At 36.5% G+C, this 19,446-nt stretch carries 18 protein-coding genes and 5 pseudogenes; 14 read left to right on the top strand and 9 right to left on the bottom strand.

Annotation, left to right across the window (positions count from 1 at the left end; translation table 11 throughout):
* Positions 1-175: 175 nt before the first annotated feature.
* Genes HRG09_RS22985 through HRG09_RS22965 form a run of 4 tightly spaced genes read right to left on the bottom strand, consistent with a single transcriptional unit; the run spans position 176 to position 3,007 of the window.
* On the bottom strand, positions 176-754 hold the full coding sequence (locus HRG09_RS22985; protein WP_174103109.1) for a suppressor of fused domain protein: 579 nt from the start codon (positions 752-754) through the stop codon (positions 176-178).
* A gap of 38 nt (positions 755-792) precedes the next feature.
* On the bottom strand, positions 793-2,331 hold the full coding sequence (locus HRG09_RS29745; protein ID WP_217448144.1) for a GH-E family nuclease: 1,539 nt from the start codon (positions 2,329-2,331) through the stop codon (positions 793-795).
* A complete protein-coding gene (locus tag HRG09_RS22970) occupies positions 2,328-2,690 on the bottom strand; it encodes a DUF3958 family protein (protein WP_174103108.1) in 363 nt (120 codons plus the stop codon). Before HRG09_RS22970 ends, HRG09_RS29745 begins: the two co-directional genes overlap by 4 nt.
* A gap of 41 nt (positions 2,691-2,731) precedes the next feature.
* Positions 2,732-3,007: a TIGR04197 family type VII secretion effector gene (locus HRG09_RS22965; RefSeq protein WP_174103107.1), complete on the bottom strand. Its 276-nt coding sequence runs from the start codon at positions 3,005-3,007 to the stop codon at positions 2,732-2,734.
* Positions 3,008-3,316: 309 nt separating this feature from the next.
* Between HRG09_RS22965 and HRG09_RS22960 the strand changes: the two are divergent.
* Positions 3,317-3,562, top strand: a pseudogene (locus HRG09_RS22960) (restriction endonuclease); the annotation flags it as partial.
* On the opposite strand, the gene HRG09_RS22955 reads toward HRG09_RS22960, so the two are convergent.
* Positions 3,559-3,759: a helix-turn-helix transcriptional regulator gene (locus HRG09_RS22955; RefSeq protein WP_174103106.1), complete on the bottom strand. Its 201-nt coding sequence runs from the start codon at positions 3,757-3,759 to the stop codon at positions 3,559-3,561. The pseudogene HRG09_RS22960 and the gene HRG09_RS22955 overlap by 4 nt on opposite strands.
* Positions 3,760-3,910: 151 nt before the next feature.
* Between HRG09_RS22955 and HRG09_RS22950 the strand changes: the two genes are divergently transcribed.
* The 7 genes and pseudogenes from HRG09_RS22950 (at position 3,911) to HRG09_RS22920 (ending at position 9,563) form a co-directional block, all read left to right on the top strand.
* On the top strand, positions 3,911-4,213 hold the full coding sequence (locus HRG09_RS22950; protein WP_174103105.1) for a hypothetical protein: 303 nt from the start codon (positions 3,911-3,913) through the stop codon (positions 4,211-4,213).
* Positions 4,210-4,392 carry a hypothetical protein gene (locus tag HRG09_RS22945; protein WP_174103104.1) on the top strand — a complete coding sequence of 61 codons (183 nt, stop codon included), beginning with the start codon at positions 4,210-4,212 and terminating at the stop codon, positions 4,390-4,392. The genes HRG09_RS22950 and HRG09_RS22945 overlap by 4 nt, the downstream gene beginning before the upstream one ends.
* A 118-nt stretch (positions 4,393-4,510) precedes the next feature.
* A complete protein-coding gene (locus HRG09_RS22940) occupies positions 4,511-5,695 on the top strand; it encodes an FtsK/SpoIIIE domain-containing protein (protein ID WP_174103103.1) in 1,185 nt (394 codons plus the stop codon).
* Entirely contained in the window at positions 5,637-6,257 is a 621-nt protein-coding gene (locus tag HRG09_RS22935; protein WP_174103102.1) for a replication-relaxation family protein, read from the top strand. The genes HRG09_RS22940 and HRG09_RS22935 overlap by 59 nt, the downstream gene beginning before the upstream one ends.
* A gap of 618 nt (positions 6,258-6,875) precedes the next feature.
* Positions 6,876-8,426 (top strand): serine hydrolase, encoded by a 1,551-nt coding sequence (locus HRG09_RS22930; RefSeq protein ID WP_174103101.1) that lies wholly within the window; start codon positions 6,876-6,878, stop codon positions 8,424-8,426.
* 52 nt (positions 8,427-8,478) lie between these two features.
* Positions 8,479-8,760, top strand: a pseudogene (locus tag HRG09_RS22925) (GNAT family N-acetyltransferase); the annotation flags it as partial.
* 248 nt (positions 8,761-9,008) lie between these two features.
* Positions 9,009-9,563, top strand: a complete 555-nt coding sequence (locus HRG09_RS22920) for a GNAT family N-acetyltransferase (protein WP_174103100.1) — start codon at positions 9,009-9,011, stop codon at positions 9,561-9,563.
* A gap of 216 nt (positions 9,564-9,779) precedes the next feature.
* Here the strand turns inward: HRG09_RS22920 and HRG09_RS22915 are convergent.
* Together HRG09_RS22915 and HRG09_RS22910 are read right to left on the bottom strand one after the other, a co-directional pair.
* Positions 9,780-11,210, bottom strand: a pseudogene (locus HRG09_RS22915) (IS4 family transposase).
* 158 nt (positions 11,211-11,368) lie between these two features.
* Complete coding sequence (locus HRG09_RS22910; protein WP_174103099.1) at positions 11,369-12,358, bottom strand: ketoacyl-ACP synthase III; 990 nt, start codon at positions 12,356-12,358, stop codon at positions 11,369-11,371.
* A gap of 146 nt (positions 12,359-12,504) precedes the next feature.
* On the opposite strand from HRG09_RS22910, the pseudogene HRG09_RS22905 reads away from it, so the two are divergent.
* The 5 genes and pseudogenes from HRG09_RS22905 to HRG09_RS22885 all read left to right on the top strand — a co-directional run.
* A pseudogene (locus tag HRG09_RS22905) lies at positions 12,505-12,697 on the top strand (hotdog family protein); the annotation flags it as partial.
* A gap of 119 nt (positions 12,698-12,816) precedes the next feature.
* Positions 12,817-13,449: a glycerol-3-phosphate 1-O-acyltransferase PlsY gene (gene plsY / locus HRG09_RS22900; protein ID WP_098474531.1), complete on the top strand. Its 633-nt coding sequence runs from the start codon at positions 12,817-12,819 to the stop codon at positions 13,447-13,449.
* 356 nt (positions 13,450-13,805) lie between these two features.
* Positions 13,806-14,366 (top strand): histidine phosphatase family protein, encoded by a 561-nt coding sequence (locus HRG09_RS22895; RefSeq protein ID WP_174103097.1) that lies wholly within the window; start codon positions 13,806-13,808, stop codon positions 14,364-14,366.
* A gap of 321 nt (positions 14,367-14,687) precedes the next feature.
* Complete coding sequence (locus HRG09_RS22890; RefSeq protein WP_174103096.1) at positions 14,688-15,566, top strand: aminoglycoside phosphotransferase family protein; 879 nt, start codon at positions 14,688-14,690, stop codon at positions 15,564-15,566.
* A gap of 929 nt (positions 15,567-16,495) precedes the next feature.
* A complete protein-coding gene (locus HRG09_RS22885; RefSeq protein ID WP_174103095.1) occupies positions 16,496-17,653 on the top strand; it encodes a serine hydrolase domain-containing protein in 1,158 nt (385 codons plus the stop codon).
* Positions 17,654-18,198: 545 nt separating this feature from the next.
* Here the strand turns inward: HRG09_RS22885 and HRG09_RS22880 are convergent.
* Both HRG09_RS22880 and HRG09_RS22875 read right to left on the bottom strand, forming a co-directional pair.
* A pseudogene (locus HRG09_RS22880) lies at positions 18,199-18,303 on the bottom strand (thioredoxin domain-containing protein); the annotation flags it as partial.
* Between the two features lie 83 nt (positions 18,304-18,386).
* Positions 18,387-18,737: a site-specific integrase gene (locus HRG09_RS22875; RefSeq protein ID WP_174103110.1), complete on the bottom strand. Its 351-nt coding sequence runs from the start codon at positions 18,735-18,737 to the stop codon at positions 18,387-18,389.
* 90 nt (positions 18,738-18,827) lie between these two features.
* Between HRG09_RS22875 and HRG09_RS22870 the strand changes: the two genes are divergently transcribed.
* A complete protein-coding gene (locus HRG09_RS22870; RefSeq protein WP_174103094.1) occupies positions 18,828-19,415 on the top strand; it encodes a hypothetical protein in 588 nt (195 codons plus the stop codon).
* Positions 19,416-19,446 lie beyond the last annotated feature (31 nt).

Genomic DNA, 19,446 nt, shown 5'->3' with positions numbered 1-19,446 from the left:
GAAAATCCGACTCATAAGAGTCGGATTTTTTATCATACTTTAGATTTTCTGCTTTCCATATTAAATACATTTTGCATAAATTATTAAGTGCTTTTTATTCAAAACCAATTACACATTCGTTTGAGAATTATAATTTGTAGAAACAATATACTCTTATAAAGTATTCAGTATAATATTACAGTACAGACTTTCGTTCAATATCGAAAATGTCTATGTCATTTTGCTCGAATAAATCTTCAAGCTTATTTGAACCATTTTGTTGAGCAAATAAATATTCTTTTTCTGATATTGGGACGGCAAGCAACCATGCAACTTTTTTGTCTGGGAAATCCATTGTTTGTAACTGATCTTCCCACAGAAATGGTGGCACAAAAAATATATGTTTCATCTCACTATTAGGATAATAAAACTTCAACACATCCAAAAATACTTGACCTGGATAGATTGGCATTTTTGAATTGATTACATAAAAAGCACATGTTGCTAGTACATTTGCATAATTATTATAAGCTGTTGCGCTCGCACCAACAATTTCTACTCGTAAAGACTTTTCATCTATAGATTGTCCTATTGAGTGCATATGCAAGCCAATAGTAGAATACGATGTAACCCCCTCACAAGGTCTATCTCCTGTTGATAAAATATCTATATTACTTATACTATTATCATCCCAATATTTAGAAACAACAGGATTACCTCCAAACGTTTTTAAAGCTGATTTAGCAATTATTTTACTTTCATTTGATATCCCCATTTTACTCTCCTATCTTTCGCTAATAATTTTTAATAATTTCAGTCTCCAAAATAATCATCCGTTAAATCCTCACCTTTATGACTCCTATTCGATGACGGAAGTTCAGGGCGGTAATGATCAGGATTGTTATGTTCATCTAAAAACTGTTCTCTTGTTATTCCTCTTTCTTCAGCACTTTTTTTATGCTTTCTAAATTCATAACCTGGTAAATGCCCCATATCCCAAGGCTCATCTTTATTCATTATTTCATTGTTTATTGGATCTCTTACGTGACCATCTTCACTTTTAGCATTGTCCCAGACTTTATCTCTTACGCCCTTTCTATATCCTGAAGGTCTTGTGTAAGTTTTATCGCCTGAGTCACTTTCAATACCATTTTCTTTTTTATACTTATCCCAAGCCTTACTCATTTCATCCTTATTATATTTACCTTTGTTGGCAGTTTGAAATTCGTTCCATGTCGATGGGTTAGAACTACTACCACCAGAAGACGATGAAGACTGGAATTTTCGAAGAGTATCAATACTATTTTGAATTGTATTATACCATACAAATCCACCATGTGTAGCAACACCCGCTCCAGCTGCTGTAAGGGCTACATCAGCTGGAATAACAATTGGTGAGGCTAGCCCAAAAGTTGCTCCTTCTAACAATACGGTTCCAACATTAGATCCTGTTACAAGAGCGATACCACCCAAAATTTCAAAGATAGATCCTACTCCTGATACAACGTTCCCCACAAGGTTTCCAGCTTGAAAGGTTGTTTTGTTTTCTAATTCATCACCCATCAGTAATTCCGCGCCTGAAAAGTTTTCAGCAGCTGAATTACAAACACCTTGAAAAAATTCCCAAGCGCCAATGGCTGTTTTTTCATACCATGGTCTATTGTCTTCTTGCTCCTGTAAAGCAGCTTGTTGTTCTTGCAAAGTAACGTCTTTAATCTCGCCTTGATGAGCTCGCTCTTCTATAATCGATTGAATAGAAGTAGTCCACTCCATATTCAACCCTTGCGTACTAAATGTGCCACTTGCAGGACTAAAGCCTTTTCCGCTTTGGACTTCCGCCAAACCCGTCGCAATGCTAGCGGCTAATTGAATTGCTGTACTATAGTTATTGCTAGAGGTCTGATTGAATTGATACAGATGATCTAACTTTTCTTGAAGTTTGCGCCTCATGGCAATAAAAAGATTCGCCATAGCGTCCATACCTGGGATTGGCATAGTTTGACTGACAGCTTCCATACTGGTTTTCATTCGGTCAATTTCTCGAATTTGTTCTAATATTTCTTGTTCAATGACATCAGTTGAAGCTACCTGTGATTGAAATTGACTTGGAAAGGCATCATTCTGACGAATTAATTCTTCACATAAGTAAATGATTCCTTGCGCTAAAGGACGAAAGGTTTGTGCAAAAAATGCTTTTGCACTACTATATGTTTGGCCTTGTAGAACAGTATCAATTGCAAAAGCGTCAATTGACTGAATAGCTTGTTCCATACCTTGAATGGTAGCGGTACATACAGCATTCATGCTTTGAGTCTGGCTTTGTACTTCTCCCAAATACATATTTAAACTCATGCATTGACCTCCCTCGCTAATTGTTGTTGCTGATAGGAAAGGTCGTTTTCTAAATCACTCAGGTCTCGTCTTTCTTTAAGCAACGTTTCTTTTTGGTTTTCCAATTTGAATGTAAGTTTTCGCTCGATGTGCCCTGCTTCTTGACGCATATTCATAAAAAAATGAGATAATTCTCTATCCCTATGCCAAGTTTCTAGAATTCGATTAAATAAACAATTGTTTTGACCTTTCCATTCGTGAAAATCTGCTTCTACTTGCTCCTGAGTTTGAATCGCGGATTGATTTCGGTCTTGTTCTTCGAATACACTACGTAACTTTTGATTTAATTGTTTGATTTGGTTTTCAATATCTTGACTCATCTTTTTCCTCCTACCATTTTTCCTTTACGTAGGTTTTCACATTAGCGAAAAGTGTTGTGAAGTTCGTTATCTATTCTCTCAAACTCTTTAGCTACCGAATGAATATTATCGACCGCTTGGTGAAAGGCGGCGCAAAATTGTTTCGTCAAATCAAACGCTTGTTGATTCGCTTCCTGCGCTTTGGAATTAACAGTTAGCGTAGTTCGCGTCGCCTTCTTTATAGAACGATTTGTCGCACTTTGGATTGTATCCGAAGCATTTCTCATCTGCGTAGCGATTTGTTGTGCCGCTTGAAAATTACTTTGAAATTGTCCCATCGCATAAACCCTTTCTATATTTCTATGAACGTATTAAGGAGGGGAGTGCCTAGTATGTATGTCCATTATCCTACTGTTCTTCATAGGAACCCTCCTGGAAAAATATTGCGGATTTAATTATAACAATAAATGGTTAAACTTTCCTCAAAAAAATACAGTTTATGTCATATGCGTTTCTCGTAGTTCTCAACAGGGGGATAAGAATTAATCTGATATAGCGTAGAGGTAAAGGGGAGAAGGAGATGAGAAACAATATTGAGTATTCTTTATTTGCAACTCTCTTCTCTAAAGTCCTACGTTTCTATGATTCTCCATCTTGGCCAAGTGAAGTGTTTATGTAATGACATGTCTTACAAGGCAATTGCACTTGTATATAGTAATATTGCTAAGCGCGGAGCAAAATGTGGATATGTTGTTTCAACCGGTGGCTTTTCGAAAAGCGCTAAACAATATGCAAAAGAATTAATCGATGGATCCAGACTAGCTGAAATGTACATGGAGTCTATCGAACGTCACCCATTGCCTCAATATGTATTAAACCCTGCTAATAATTAATCAGCAGGGTTTTCTTCTGACCAAATATCCTCCACATGCAGCTCTAGAACTTTTGCAATACGATATGCAACAGGTAGAGTAGGGATGCCACCTTTAATCAGATTTGTCATAGTAGCATTAGTAATTCCAGCTTTTTTTGCAACAAAACCATATTTTATACCTTTGTTATCTAGAATCTCTTTCAATTGACTCCTCAATTTGGACACTCCCTTATAAAAATAATTCTTGTTCTTTTTATTATTTTTTCAATTGGACATGCAAAATCCTTCTTTCTAGGTCATATACCTTTATCAAGACCACGAGGAATACCAAGTGGAATCAAGGACACCAAGAAGGGAGCAGGCTTATATGCGTTGGCAATATGACCATTTAAACGATACACCATATCTTTATCCGTCAAAGGAACTACGAAAAATGTATAAGGATTCTAATGGGAAGAAAGAAACAAATGCGATTGTGGACCACATGGAAAGGTATGCTGTTTTTAATAATCAGGAGTATAAAGGGTATTACAGATTATCAAACGATATTATGGATGATTTGTATCAAGATGAAGACGAAATCCTTGAATGGGGAGAAGTTATAGATCAGTACCAACATGTTATGACATCTAAGGGTTTACAACTAAAAAGAAGAGAGGGATTCAGATGACAATCGTAGGGGAAGCGATAGTTGTTTGGACGGCAACAGGTTTGTCAGTTATTACGATGAAAGTCGCAGAAAAAATGGGGCAGAGTGTTCCACATTGGCTTCCACGTATGACCATGCACACCACATTAACAGGCTCGTTCTTGTATCTTCTACGTTATGTTCTTTTCGCGTTTCTATAAGGGAATACCTACATGGAATTGTAGGACATTTACATGGCAGTGAGAAAAGGCATGTATGGCTATGTTCCAAAAATAAGGGATATATATCCTTATAAAGGGTATATGGGGAGTGGAGAAAATGATTGAATTATTACTTGTACCAGCTGCGGGTTTAACAGTCACATTATTCGGTGATAAGTTCAAAAGTAGAAATGATGATAAGCGAAAAATACAGGTCTTCTTTGAGGTATCAGGAATTGCAATCAAACGAGACGACAAATTACATTATCCGAAGTTTCAAAAGCAAATCGATGATGATCGGAGTACGACTTATGTGTATACCTTACCAGTGGGCATGCCAAGTAAAATTATTCAAAAGGTTGAAGATGTAGTAAGTGAAGGATTAAATAAACCAGTACGAATCGATTACGATAATTACAAATTAAATATTCGTGTGTTCAGGAGAGAGATTCCAACAAATTGGTCATGGTCTACCGATTTAGTGACAAAAGGAAAATGGTGTGTTCCAGTTGGCCAAAGCTTAGAACGGATTATATATCATGACTTCGATAAAACACCTCACATGGCAATCGGCGGTTTGATTCGTATGGGTAAAACGGTGTTCTTGAAGAATTTATTTGCTTCCTTAGCTGTAGCTAATCCAGACCATGTACATTTTTACTTGATTGATTTGAAAGAAGAAGGTCTGGAATTTGGCGAATATAAAAACTTAAAGCAAGTGGAGTATATTGCTGAAAAGCCGGAACAAGCACACACCATGCTTATGAAGGTAATGGAGAAAATGAGTGAACGTGGAAAGTACATGAAAGAACGTGGAATCAAAAACATCGTCCATACGAAAGAAAGAGATAGGTATTTCATTATTGTAGATGAAGGGGCAGTGCTCGCACCTGCAAAAGGATTACCGCGGGCTCATAATAAAATGCTGGAAGAGTGCCAATACATGCTTAGTCATATTGCGCGAGTGGGAGGGGCACTAGGCTTCCGTATTGTCTTTTGTACGCAATATCCAACTGGCGATACATTGCCAAGGGTAGTAAAACAAATGGCAAATGCAAAACTCGGTTTCCGTTTACCGACTCGTACTGCATCAGAAGTAGTTATAGATCAGTCTGGATTAGAACATCTACCATCTATTCCAGGAAGGGCAATTTACATGAAGGAAAACTTCACAGAACTGCAAGTGCCATATATCGATGACAAAGTCATGTGGGAACATCTAAAAGAATATGAGGTGGAGAAGCATGAACATCCAGAGTCACATGAAAATCAACCGTCAGATGACGATACTTGCGACGATTAGAAAGCTGCAGTTTGCAACAAGACGTCATTTGATGTGTGTCCATGATATGGGCGGTATACGGAATGCAAACCGGATTATGAGTGATTTGAAGCCGTACGTTAGCAAAGCGATGCAAGGAAAAGAATATGTATATTATCTCAACAAAGAAGGGCATTCACTGTTTGGTGAAGGTACAGTGGTATCTCAAGGGAAAATGGCTCATGCATTACTACGAAACGAAGCATGGTTACATTTATATTGTCCGGACGATTGGCAGATAGAGATGGAAATACGATACAAGAGGAATGGAGAGAAGAAACGAATTATTCCAGATGTGAAGTATCGTGACGATGAAGGAATACTTCACGCAGTCGAAGTAGATCGATCACAGAAAATGAAAGTGAATGAAGATAAGTTAAAAAAATATGAAGAATTTACGCAAATTTATAAGCAAAAATATAACGGAAAGGTGCCAATTATTCATTTCTTTACAGTTACAAAATATAGAGAAAAGAAATTGGAGCAGTTAGCAGCAAAATATGATGTATTATATGTGAAGGTCTATGTGATTGCAAGTGTATAAGAGCGTAATAAAAATAACAGTCCTTCTGGGGTGACATATATCGTTGCAACTCTTTAGAAAACAATTCTAGTTCATCAAAAGCCGATAAGTTCATGCCAAAAACGCCATCCTGTCCGTATATTACTGTAAAAAAACAGTTCTTTTTCATAACGTTAACAAAATGAATTTTCGATTTCTATATATTTAAGATATTTAAGAAAATTTATTCAAATATTAATCTCCTTAATGTATTTTAATAATCATCTAATTAAATGTAATATATTGTTGTAATTCTTGAGAAAACAATTCTAGTTCATCAGAAATCGATAAATTCATACTAAAAACGCCATCCTTTCTGTATATTTCTACAAAAAGAATAGCGTTTTTTTGTTATATAGATACAATTTTGTTTTAACTAGAGGAGTATGTGGCTGCTAACCTAATAAGATTCCCATTATCTTGTTTCTAGATTAAATTCATTGCTACTTGGATAAAGGAAAGTGAGGCTCCTGAGCAATTAGCGCTATTGGTGTTTATTACAATTTTGTAAGGTTATGTAATAAAAATCGATAGAACTGGACATTTGAATGAGATACTCTAAAAAACGGAGGGAATATTCTGAAAAAAGTGGTGAAATAGATGAAGAAAAGAAAAAGAACATGCGAATTTTTTAAAAGTGTTTTATGTTTATTCATTTTCATATTAATTACGAATGAATTGTCTTTCCCGAAAGTGGCGAGAGCAGAATCGGGCATGTTGACTGATAGGAATATAGAAAACTTCAAGAAAAATATGGATGAACAAGTACCCAAATGGCAGGAAAACTACGATGTACCAGGGGTTGCAATAGGAATTGTACATGAAGGCCGTATTGCTTATACACTTAACTATGGTTATGCAGATAAAAAGAAGCAAAAAGTGGTGAGCGATGATACTTTATTTCAGGCAGGTTCTATGTCTAAGAGCCTTACAGCTTGGGGAGTCCTACATCTTGTAGACGAAGGCCGTTTATCATTAGATGATCCTGTTGAAAAGTTTTTAAACAAATGGAAATTACCTAATTCGAAGTTCGATAATAATGGAGTCACGATAAGAAGATTATTAAGTCATACTGCAGGGTTGCCTCCACATAAAGGGTACCTAGGGGTAGCACCTGGGAAGGATCTTAATTCTATCGAAGAGTCTCTGTCTGGAAAAGGATGGTATAATGAACCGGTAGAAATTGTCAACAAGCCCGGTTCAGAAGCGATTTACTCTGGTAGTGGCTATACAATTTTGCAACTTGTTATCGAAGAGGTGACTGGAATGCCCTTTGACCGTTATATGGAGGAACAAATTATGAGACCTTTAGGAATGAAATCTAGTTCATTCCGACAAAGTCCCGAAGACCCTAATCTTTCGAAGGCTTACGGATTTTTTGGACAGGAAATCCCGAATTATCAATATACCGAACAGGCTGCTGCAGGTCTTAAAACAAATGTTACTGATATGATGGCACTGATACTTGCAAGTATGGATGTCAATGAGCACAATGGCAAAGGTTATGGTGTCATCAAAAGTGAACGTGTGGAAGAAATGCAAAAGCCGGTATTAGACGAGAATGGTTTGGGGGTATTTGAGACAAAGTTATCTAATCAATGGAAAATGATTTATCATTCTGGTGATAATCGAGGCTGGCATTCCTTTTATGGCTACATTCCGAATACAAAGGATGGATTGGTAATCCTCACGAATAGTGAAAATGGTAAAGACTTAAGACAGGATATTTACCACGCATGGATTAAATATGAGACTGGAAAATGGCCTGAAAGTTACTTCTCCTTCGCAGAGCAGAGAAAAAACAACTTAATTATATCTGTTGTTATGGGAGCTACACTTGGTGTATACTTGCTGCTGTTTGTAATTAGATTAAACAAAGGAAGAAGAACTTTTATTATGAAGCACGAGAAGAAACCTTACATCAGAGTTGGAGTTAAGACGTTTCTACTTTTTATTATCGCTCTGTTCTTGTTTTGTAGTTCTTATATGTGGAGTACTTTAAGTTTAAGTGCAAGCAATAAAACAAATGTCATGCTAATAATGGCCTGGGTTATGGCATTATTAATTGGCGGATTTTTTCCGAAAAATCGGAGCAATACGAATAAAACTATAAGAGGTAAAACTGTTGGCTATAAAACAAAAGGAAATTAAGTTGGTAATTGGTGCAGGTGAATATAATAATCAAGATTAGAAGGAAGATTGTAGAGTTAGAGGAAGCATATTTATGACTTTTTGTCTTGATCCAGGATATTAATTTAGACCATATGCTGTTCTAGAGTATGTGATTGTAAATGAAGATCTTCGAGGTAATGGGATAGGTGAAAAGTTACTAAAGCATGTAGAAGAAATATCAATTGCACGAGGATTTACAAAAATTATCTTATTAAGTAGTGCAACTAGAATAGAAGCACATAAATTATTTGCTAAAAATGGTTATAATGGAAACATAAGTAAGGGTTTTAAGAAATATATACCAATTAATTAAGTTTAATATATAAGAATCACTCTCAGCTATAGGAGTGGTTTCCTTAATTGTTTTTAAATTAATCAACATATAAAAAATTCATTGTGAGCAACTTAAAATAAGCATTTTGTGTTAACGATGCATAAAATTGTCGATTACCCCCAGAACGAAAATTTTATGCATCGTTGACTATTGATAATGATAGATTATGTAAACTTTACATGAATAAGATATATAATATAAAAATAACGATTACCTGAGGTGAGAGTATGGAAGATACATATAAAATCCCAAAATTAGAAACAAAGCGTCTTTTATTAAAAAAACTAGATTTTCATGATTTAGATGATTTATTTGAAGTCTATTCGGATCCTCAAACAACTACATATGTACCTCGAGAGGTACACAAAAATAAAGATGAAACTCGTATTTTTTTAGAAAATACGATGGACACAGCTAAGAAAGGTAAGTCTTTCATATGGTCTATTATCTTTAAGGGTGATCAGAAAGCTATTGGAACCTGTGGCATCTGGAAATTATCACACAGTAGCGCTTCTTTAGGAGCCGTTATTAACCCACTGTATTGGGGAAAAGGAGTTATCGTTGAAGCTTTAGAAGAACTAATAAAGTTTGGCTTTCAAGAATTAGATTTAAATCGTATTGAAGGAAGATGCGACATAAGGAACACAGCGTCTGAACGAGTTATGCAAAAGTTAAAAATGACATATGAAGGAACATTGAGACAAAGTGTAATGATCAATGGTATGTATTTCGATTCTAAGGTATATTCTCTTTTAAAACATGAATATGATAACTTTGGATAACGATAATTATGTAAATGAGCTGTCCAAATGGACGGCTTATTTTATTTTTTGCTTAGCCTGGTTTTTTTTCAAAATGCTGGCGGTACCCCATTGCTATCAAGCTAAGATTATGCGAAGTCAATTTTAGGCGAGATTGTTTCTTTTTTCTAAAGGGCAAGTGTAGATGATTTAAAGATTTGCATACGAAATAAACCCTAACGGATTTCACTTTTTGAATTAAGCGGCTTGATTATCAGACATGGTACAATTGTAAACGACACCTAATATATCAAAGACTGTTTTTTTCTCATATCGATGAGATTTTCGCCCGTTTTGCTGTAGGAGATTGAACAGGCGAAGTAACACCTTTGATAGCTCTTGGGTGTTTTTTTGTATAATTTGGAATAGAAGAAGAAAATAGTCTTTAATCATATATACGGCTTTATACTCACTGAGCTCTCGTTTTTTCTTCGTGAGGAGCAATTGGCGCATTTGAAACATGATAGAAGAACAGAGTAGGATGGCAATTAGTCGCCCATACAAATGGCATTCCAATCGTTCTCGTTTTATCTTTTTACAATGATGAATATGAAAGAATGATTTCCACGTTTTAAATAAAATCTCGATTTGCCAACGTAAAGAATACCAATCATGTACTTGTCCCATTGGGACAATATCTATAGGAGTATTTGTCATATATACATTGATACCACTAAGCCGTTTACTGCGAGCAGAATACTTCATTCCTTTCTTTTTTTCTCTTACAGTTTGATCGTGTAATCGTTTTTTTTGTTGTTCTTTTGTTAGTCGATGAACAATCACACGAGTTGGGACTTTATCAGTCATTCCTACATAAGCGTTGGATATTTCATATGTTTATCCTGGCTGAAGAGAGTTCATTACAACTTCCATATCTATCTGGATATACTCTGTACCTTTTTTGATTCTGCCATCTTGAAAATAATCAGGTTTAGGATTTTTTTGATAAATACGTGTATTCGATTTGATACATGAGATATAGTAAGCCTTTTTATCTTGTATATGTTGAAGATCTTTGAGATGAAAATAACCTAAATCTCGGATACACAGGTCATTTGCTTTCACTGTCGGGACGCACAAAGAACCGTAGGTTCGATCATGTTGTTTACCTGGTCCTGTATGAATATGAAGGAACTGTCCACTTAATAAATCATACTCAAGCTGAATCTTTACTCCCGCTGTATGGCTGCATCCTCCTGCACCTGGATAATTCGATGAAAATACATCTGGAAGTTGAAATGCAGTTGAATCTAAGATACGAATACGCTTAAAAATAGAAGTATATGGCGAAGAAAAAAGTATAGATGAAGATAGCTTTTGGTCAAGAAGTTTGGCTAATACTTGTTGGAGAAACTGCACAGCTGTGGCGTTAAATCGTTGATTCAGTCCTTCAGGACTGATAAGTACCGCTGTTGATGCTTCTAAACAGCTGCAAAGTTGGGTTAAGGAAGTTTTCGCTACACCTTGGCTTATCCATACGCATAAAGCTACTAAATCTTGTGCTTGATACTTACTTGTTCGCTGTACAAAGCCAACATCTCTAGCAAGATCCTGTAGGGTATTTGGGGATAAAAGACTCTCAATTTCCTTTGCAAATAGTTGTAATTCATCAGATACAGAAATAGACATACAAAAACGCCATCCTTTCCTATGATTCTACAGAAAGGATAACGCCTTTTTTGCTTTATGGGTAGCGCAAAAACTTAGCTTTATAGCGATGGGACGGAATTCCTATAAAGATTTTTAATGTAATAAAATACGTTTGTTACTATTGAATATTTCATCTCCTATTCCTTTGCTAAATGCCATTTAATGATATGTCCAGCGTGTGTAAGACCTCCTCCAAACCCATAGAGTAAGAGAGTGTCCCCGTTTTTCACCTTTCCTTCGTTCATACCTATATCTAATGCTAATGGAATGGAGACGGAAGAAGTATTCCCCATGTATGTTACACTCGTTAATGTTTTATCCAGTGGGACACCTGATTTTTCACATATAGATTCAATCATTCGTAAATTAGCACTATGTGGAACAAACCAGTTCACCTCATCCAGTTGTAACTCTGCTTGACGTAACAATTCTTTAATACCAATTGGTAGTGTCCGTGCTGCCCACTTATATACTTCTCTTCCATTTTGAACTATCTTCCCATGTGTTTTTAAAGGATTTCCAAACATGGTAGTAGATAAATTTTTACGATATACATGCATACCTCCTTCCCCATTTGTCCCAATATGAGTAGCTATAAAGCTAGACACTTCTTCATCTTTCTCTACTAAAACAGCTGCGGCTCCATCTCCAAATAAGATACATGTAGTTCGATCTGTATAGTCTGTAATCTTAGATAAGGTTTCTGTCGTTACAATTAAAATCTTGCGATGAAGACCAGATGTAATTAAACCATTCGCCAGATGTAATCCATATGTAAAACCAGCACAAGTCGCATTGAAATCAACAGCGCCTGTATGCTGAATATTAAAATGCTCTTGTATTTGGCAGGCTACACTTGGAAAAGTGTAGTCAGGCGTAGTTGTTGAAACGAGAATACAATCCACGTCGACAAGACTTTTATGATAACGTTCCATTAAGTTTTCAATAGCATTAAAAGCTAATGTAGAGGCATATTCGTTATCACCAGCAATTCTTCTTTCCTTCATCCCAGTTCTTTGTACAATCCATGCATCATTTGTATCTACTAGTTTTTCTAAATCATCATTGGTCAGCTTTTTTTCAGGTACATAGGTACCAATAGCTGTAATTCTTGCTTTTGATTGCATACATTTATCCCCCTTTACTATATTTACACTTAGTTATATAATCAAATAATAGTACCAGGTTCTAAATGTTGTCAATATTCGAACATGAAATTTTAGGAAATTAAACTAACTAAAATATCTATCTATGGTATAAAGGAGAGAAATTCATGTTCAATATTCAACAAATTAAAGAAATTATTCCCCATCGTTACCCCCTTTTATTAATTGATTGGATCATTGAAGTAGAAGAAGGAAAGCGTGCAGTTTGGCTCAAAAATGTTGTGACTAATGAAGTATTTTTTACCAGTAATTTTTTCTGATTATTCAGTCGTTATCAGTATCCTTATTGTAGATGCCCTTTTAACATGAATAAAAAAAGTAGGAGTTTATTGAAAAGTTTTCTGGAGAAGGACAATGCTAAAACCCTGCATTAATGGAGAAATAAAAGAAATTTAGAATAATTTAAAGGGAGAAGAGTGATGATTGATATTTTAAAGATTTTTGCGGCCTTAGCTTTGGGCTACCTTTTAGGCAGCCTTAATACAGCGGTGATTGTAGGGAGAATATACGGAAAGGACATAAGAAGCCATGGAAGCAAAAGCGCTGGGCTTACCAATACTCTGAGAGTACTTGGGAAATCTGCTGCGGTGTTTGTTCTTGCGGGAGATATATTAAAAGGGATAATTGCTTGTTATATAGGCTTGTTCCTTAGCGTTTACTTTTATTCGGGGGAGGCTAAAGATTGCGTAAGCCTTTTAGCGGCAGGCGCAGGGGCGGTTATAGGGCATAACTGGCCGATATATTTTGGGTTTAAAGGGGGCAAGGGAGCACTTACAGCAGTGGCTGTGCTGTTTATGATTGACTGGGTTATGGCCCTTTTATGTCTTGGCTTTTTTGTGATAATAGTAGCTTTAACACGTTATGTCTCTTTAGGTACAATATGTGCTACATTGCTTGTTGCGGTCATTTCATTTATTCCTGTTTTTGGGAATACCTTATATTTTTATATATTTGCATTCCTAATGGCGTTTATGGTTATTTTCAGGCATATGGAAAATATAAAAAGGCTGCTTTCAGGAACAGAAAATAAACTTATTTTTCTGCGACATTGAGCATGTCGTCAAAATGGAAAAAATCGGGGTTAGTTAACCGTCTAAGAGGTACGGCAACGATTCACCCCAAAAACGATAAAAATGAACTTCGGTGCTATAAAAACACAAAATTTTCGTTTAGGGGGTACTTCAAAGCCTTAGCTTGATAGCGATGTGGCGGTACCCCATGCCCATCAAGCTAAGATTATATAAGTTTAATTTCACGTGAGGTATTTTCTCTTTTCTAAAGATCCAGTGGAAGTTCTTTGCAGATTTGCATACCAAATAAACCCTATTGGATGAGGTGTTATGTTAATCTAACTTGTATAGGTTATACATCCTACATAATCGAGATGCTTAAGGGATTCCAATCAGGTATGTCTAAGTTAGAAAAGAAAGGACAAATATCTAAAGAGGTGAAATGGATGCAAATCCTACTAATTCGTCATGGAGAATCTGAAGATGATTTTTTAGAAGAGGGTTATAAAGGATCTACCGATTTACAATTAACTAAAAGGGGATTGGAACAAGTTGAAAAAATGTCTAGTTATATATTAAAGGAATTTCCTCCAGAATTTATTTGGTCGAGTACTCTATTAAGAGCAATTCAATCTACTGAAATTTTGAGTAATGCTGCTAAATGCCCTGTAGAGTATCTAATTGAGTTATGTGAAATGCAGAAGGGGGAGAGTAAACTCGACTTTAGATTGCGTGCTGAGAACATCCTTGCAGCTGTTAGAGAAAGGAGTAAACAGTACAAACGAATTGCGATTGTTTCCCATGGAGGAGTGATTACAAAAATTATAGATAGCTTCCTTCAATTACCGAAGGAACATGATGTATGGTTCCATACTGACAACACAGGCATACATCTACTTGAATACAAGTCTAGTGTCCGTATTGTTAGGTTTAGTAACAATACCACCCATTTAAACTAGGACAAATATCCTGTTGATAATGTTTCCGTTTGAATAGATTTTGATTTTTCATACTGATCACGTCCTTTTTAGAATACTAGTATTAGTATGGCCAATATTTAGAGATTACTTGCAATTATCTTGAGGTTTTTGCAACAGAACCTTTAATCTAATCGGGAGCAATGCTCCATAATACTCAACCCAAAAAACAAGTTGGGTGACATGTAATGATCCGAGGGGGTTACAATGTGATGAATTTTACGGGATGGAAATATCAGAACGTTTATGAAGGACACGGCGGTTGCGAATTGTACGTCAGAGCTACGGAGGGGGGAGCGTGCGATGTGTGAGAAGATGCACGTTGACGAATTGGAAATTGACGAGCGCCTTGTGCGTAGTTTGCTTGTGGATCAGTTCCCAAACTGGGCAAAACAGTCCCTACGGCGGGTTGAGCCAATTGGCACGGTAAACGCCATTTTCCGACTTGGCGACGAATATTCCGTTCGGCTCGCACGAAGGGCAGGTCCGACGACACCAGGAAGTCGCGAGTTCACATGGCTGCCAAAACTTGCACCATTAGTTTCGCTTGATATCCCTATGCCTATCGCTCAGGGGCGTCCCAATAACGAATATCCATGGTTTTGGGAGGTACATACGTGGGTTGAGGGCGATACGGTGCCTATAGAGGAAATTGACGAGATTCAGGCAGCGCGTGATCTTGCAGCGTTCATCGCAGCACTGCAACAAGTCAATTCATCGGGAGGGCCGTTAGGACGTGGCATTCCTTTGGCCCAACGGGACAAGGACTTTCGATACTGGCTAGCGCGATTTGATGGCGACCCTGCAGTTTCTGCTGTGTGGGAGTCGGCTCTTGCTGCGCCTCCGTGGAACGGCCCTCCTGTTTGGCATCACGGCGATCTAGATGTACGTAACTGGCTCGTACGAAATAAGCGCATTAGCGGTGTGATTGATTGGGGTGAAATGGGCATCGGCGATCCTGCGTGCGATGTGATGGTTGCATGGAAGTTGCATTCGCCAGCGGCGCGTGATGCGTTCCGTGAGGCTTTTCCGATGGATGACGCTACGTGGGCAAGGGCCCGTGGATGGGTCGTATCACAAGCAGTCGCAATCCTCGCTTACTACACGCCGGAAAACAATCCGATTCTTTACAATGAGGCTAAAGCCTGGCTCGATCTAGTGCTGAGAGACGAATTGTTTTGATTGGCGAAGTAGGGGGAGTCTCCCTAATTGTTCATCTCCGAAATGGATGTATTTTGAACAAAAGGGGTATTAGTCCAAGAACAATTCAGTGATTTTAGGATTGAGACATATCTTGGTTATGCTATTAAAGGGCGCTTTAATTGAATAAAAGAATTTTTATAATTTAGATCTTGATAATTTTTCAAACGACTTTATTGTTGATATAACAACTTTATTATCACTCTACATGGTGATGATTCCAAAAAAATCACTAAAAAAATAGTGATTAGTACTGCAAATACTCCAACAGGGGTCACCATACATTGCCATCAACCTAAGAAAACAGGTCACCCCAAAAACGATAAATAAGCTTTTTTGTTACAAGGGGTACCACCCCACATGCCTATCAACTTAAGAATTTTATAACCCCAAAAAACAAAAAAATTGTACATTTTCACATGAAGATGTCAATTTTCTCGTTTTGGGGGTATTTGTATTTCTTAGCTTGATGGCGATGTGGCGGTACCCTATGCCTATCAAGTTAATAGAACTGAGTTTTCTTAAAATAAAAACCACCGAATTATAGAAGTGGTTTTGAACGTAAGGAATTTGTAAGAAAGGAGTAAGAAAAAAGAGATTTTCATTGTGTATGATCAAAATGTAGAGAAGAACGAGAGGGGGAATAGATACTATATATTTATATAAAAACAAATTAATTAACAAAACTCTATGGAAGAAAAGAAGAAATTACAATGGTTAACATACATCTGAAAAAAAGGGATTAATCATTTATTAGGTCAGAAAGTTGTTTGTAGAAATAATTGGTACACAGATGATTGCAAATTCAAAGTTATCCTTTTGTCTTTGGTTAAAAGATGAGCTGTATGGATAGTATGAGACAGCAAATAACCATCTATACAATAATATGAATAGAGGAGAAGAATACCATTATGAAAAAGGAATTTCAAATTACATTTAGAGGTTTAGTCCTTTTAATAACAGGAGGTTCCTTGTTATACACAACTCCAACCTCAATTGTAAAAGCGGAGGCCATTCAAAATGTATCTAGTCCGTTACAAACAAGCACTCAAAGAGAACGTAATTCCGTCAAAGAGGCAATGCGGGATACATTGCAACTTGGATATCCTGGGATAATTGCTAAAACTTCTGAGGGTGGAAAAACGTGGAGTTATGCCGCTGGGTTAGCGGACCTGAGCACCAAGAAACCAATGAAAACAGATTTTCGCTTTCGCATTGGTAGTGTAACGAAGACGTTCATTGCAACAGTTCTACTTCAATTATCTGGAGAGAACCGTTTGAATCTAGACGACTCCATTGAAAAATGGTTGCCTGGTGTCATTCAAGGAAACGGATATGATGGTAACCAGATTACTATCCGGCAGATATTGAATCATACAAGTGGTATCGCTGACTATGTAAATTCAAAAGACTTTGATATTATGGATACAAAAAAATCGTATACGGCTGAAGAATTCGTAAAGATGGGAATTTCTCTTCCCCCAGACTTTGCCCCAGGAAAGGGTTGGTCTTATTCAAACACAGGATACGTAGTACTGGGGATCCTTATTGAAAAAGTAACTGGAAACAGCTATGCGGAAGAGGTTGAAAATCGGATTATTGAACCGCTTGATTTGTCAAATACATTCCTATCTGGCAATTCAAGCGTGATTCCAGGCACCAAGCATGCCCGTGGCTATTTCCAACTAGACGGAGCGAGTGAGCTAAAAGACGTTACTTATATTAACCCAGGTAGCTCGGATGGAGATATGATTTCTACTGCTGACGACTTAAACAAATTCTTCTCTTACTTACTCAGTGGCAAATTACTGAAGGAACAGCAACTAAAACAAATGCTTACTACAGTTCCTACAGGAAGAGAAGGAACCGGATATGGGCTTGGAATCTTTGAAACTAAGCTTCCGAACGGTGTCTCGATATGGGGACACAAAGGTAGCGTTCTAGGGTTTACCACTTTTGCTGGTGGCACACTTGGAGGCAAGCATACATTGACCGTCAATTTGAACAGCCTTAAAGCTGATAGTCCTGATCCATTTAAAAATATTTTACTTGCTGAATTTAGTAAGTAGGCAAAAAGGAAAACCGAATAAATTTTGTCATAGTTTTTATAGTTAAAAATATGCCTTTCTGGCTCAAAAAACAATTTACTCTAAAAAATTTTTTTGAATAAAGCAATTTCTTAAGTTGATAGGCATGTATGGTGACCCCATTGCCATCAACTTAAGAAATTGATTGTTCCCCAAAACGAAAAAAGAATTTATTACGTAGCCATAAACATAGGTAATAATGTTTTTATTTATTAAGGAGTTCAGATAAAATACTCAAAATAAGGATATTAAATTATGAAATTTTTAAAATTTCATAATTTAACTGATGATTTGCGTCATAATGGCAGTGAGAGTGATGAGTAATAGAAGAAATACAATGGAGGTTTTTAGTAGAAGAAATATAAGAAAGTGCTAACAAGTTTGCAAACCAAATTGCAAACAAAACTGCAAACCAAACGAATACTTCCAAGTAATGGCAAGAGGTAAATGGTCGCTGATATGTCCTCTAAACCCTTATAATATAACGTTTTTTAACCTTGCATAATCATGCATAAACCGCACTACTTCACCCGTACGCAATCTGGACACCATGTAGTGAAGAACTTAACTACTACTGGCTCCTCGCTTGCGATAATGTCCTTAAATTCCTTGTCACTCTTGATTTCTTTCATGTTTTTCGCTCCCTTTAAAATTGTTTTATTTTGTATTTTTTAGGTGGTAATTTCATTGGAAAATCGAAACTTCTAACGAATTTCTAACGAACGGTTTTATTTCCGAACAATTCGTTTGCAAATTGGTCCACCGCAGTTTCTTGAAGTCCTGGTATGACATGTGAGTAGGTGTCTAATGTAATGCCTACTCTTTTATGTCCTAGTTGTTCACTTACAATCTTCGGATGAATCCCTTGTTTCAACATTAAAGTTGCATGAGTATGTCTTAGATCATGGAACCGAATATTAGGAACCTCACTTTTCTTTATAAGCTTTTTCCACAGCTGTGTCAAACTGCAAGGGTTTCCGTAAAAGGTAGGGTAGACTAAACCATATTCGTTATATTCACTTCCGTATCGTTTTTTTCTACATTTATTCGTTAGTAAATAAATTATCTAAAGTACTCTATAAATAGGACAAGTATAAGAAGCAAAATCTTCATTTTTGCATTAAATATAATAGTATAGATAAGTGAGGTGAATTTTTTGTCTCCATTTAATAGAAAAAAATGCAGACTTCGTTCTGTTTCTTGTCCTACTCCTTGTAGCGTTTCCACAGCGACATTTAGTAATTTGTCTCCAATTGTTATACCACCCGAAGGTCTAGCAACACCGTATCCGTCTAGCATTAATGTTACAGGTTTATCTGGTGGGGTTACTCAAGTTACAGTGACATTAATCGGTTTGACTCATACATTTCCTGATGATGTTGATATTTTACTTGTAGGACCACAAGGGCAAAACGTTATTCTTATGGCAGATGCGGGAGATGGGTTTGATGTTAATAACGTTAAATTAACTTTTAACGATTTTGCGCAATCTTTACTTCCTGACAATAGTCAAATCGTTTCTGGTACATTTAAACCAACTAATTATCTTGGTATTGATCCTATAATTATAGATACTTTTCCCTCGCCAGCACCGTCACGACCATATGGATCGACTTTAAGTGTTTTCAATGGAATAGATCCAAATGGTGTATGGAACCTTTTTGTATTTGATGATTTTGTTGTATTTGATGGTTCTATCATGGGAGGCTGGACACTAAATATTACTACTGTTTTTTGTTCTTGAAAAATCATTATTTTTAGATTATTCTAATAAA

Source organism: Bacillus sp. Xin1, assembly GCF_013314535.1.
Lineage (GTDB): Bacteria > Bacillota > Bacilli > Bacillales > Bacillaceae_G > Bacillus_A.
This window is presented reverse-complemented; position numbering and strand designations above follow the sequence as displayed.

Bases quoted from the DNA above. Each gene is read 5' to 3' on its own strand.
- HRG09_RS22940 (WP_174103103.1), top strand. From the start codon at position 4,511: ATGATTGAATTATTACTTGTACCAGCTGCGGGTTTAACAGTCACATTA.
- HRG09_RS22950 (WP_174103105.1), top strand. From the start codon at position 3,911: ATGCGTTGGCAATATGACCATTTAAACGATACACCATATCTTTATCCG.
- HRG09_RS22890 (WP_174103096.1), top strand. From the start codon at position 14,688: ATGTGTGAGAAGATGCACGTTGACGAATTGGAAATTGACGAGCGCCTT.
- HRG09_RS22935 (WP_174103102.1), top strand. From the start codon at position 5,637: ATGAACATCCAGAGTCACATGAAAATCAACCGTCAGATGACGATACTT.
- HRG09_RS22970 (WP_174103108.1), bottom strand. From the start codon at position 2,690: ATGAGTCAAGATATTGAAAACCAAATCAAACAATTAAATCAAAAGTTA.
- HRG09_RS22910 (WP_174103099.1), bottom strand. From the start codon at position 12,358: ATGCAATCAAAAGCAAGAATTACAGCTATTGGTACCTATGTACCTGAA.
- plsY (WP_098474531.1), top strand. From the start codon at position 12,817: ATGATTGATATTTTAAAGATTTTTGCGGCCTTAGCTTTGGGCTACCTT.
- HRG09_RS22930 (WP_174103101.1), top strand. From the start codon at position 6,876: ATGAAGAAAAGAAAAAGAACATGCGAATTTTTTAAAAGTGTTTTATGT.
- HRG09_RS22920 (WP_174103100.1), top strand. From the start codon at position 9,009: ATGGAAGATACATATAAAATCCCAAAATTAGAAACAAAGCGTCTTTTA.
- HRG09_RS22965 (WP_174103107.1), bottom strand. From the start codon at position 3,007: ATGGGACAATTTCAAAGTAATTTTCAAGCGGCACAACAAATCGCTACG.
- HRG09_RS22985 (WP_174103109.1), bottom strand. From the start codon at position 754: ATGGGGATATCAAATGAAAGTAAAATAATTGCTAAATCAGCTTTAAAA.
- HRG09_RS22895 (WP_174103097.1), top strand. From the start codon at position 13,806: ATGTCTAAGTTAGAAAAGAAAGGACAAATATCTAAAGAGGTGAAATGG.
- HRG09_RS29745 (WP_217448144.1), bottom strand. From the start codon at position 2,331: ATGAGTTTAAATATGTATTTGGGAGAAGTACAAAGCCAGACTCAAAGC.
- HRG09_RS22945 (WP_174103104.1), top strand. From the start codon at position 4,210: ATGACAATCGTAGGGGAAGCGATAGTTGTTTGGACGGCAACAGGTTTG.
- HRG09_RS22885 (WP_174103095.1), top strand. From the start codon at position 16,496: ATGAAAAAGGAATTTCAAATTACATTTAGAGGTTTAGTCCTTTTAATA.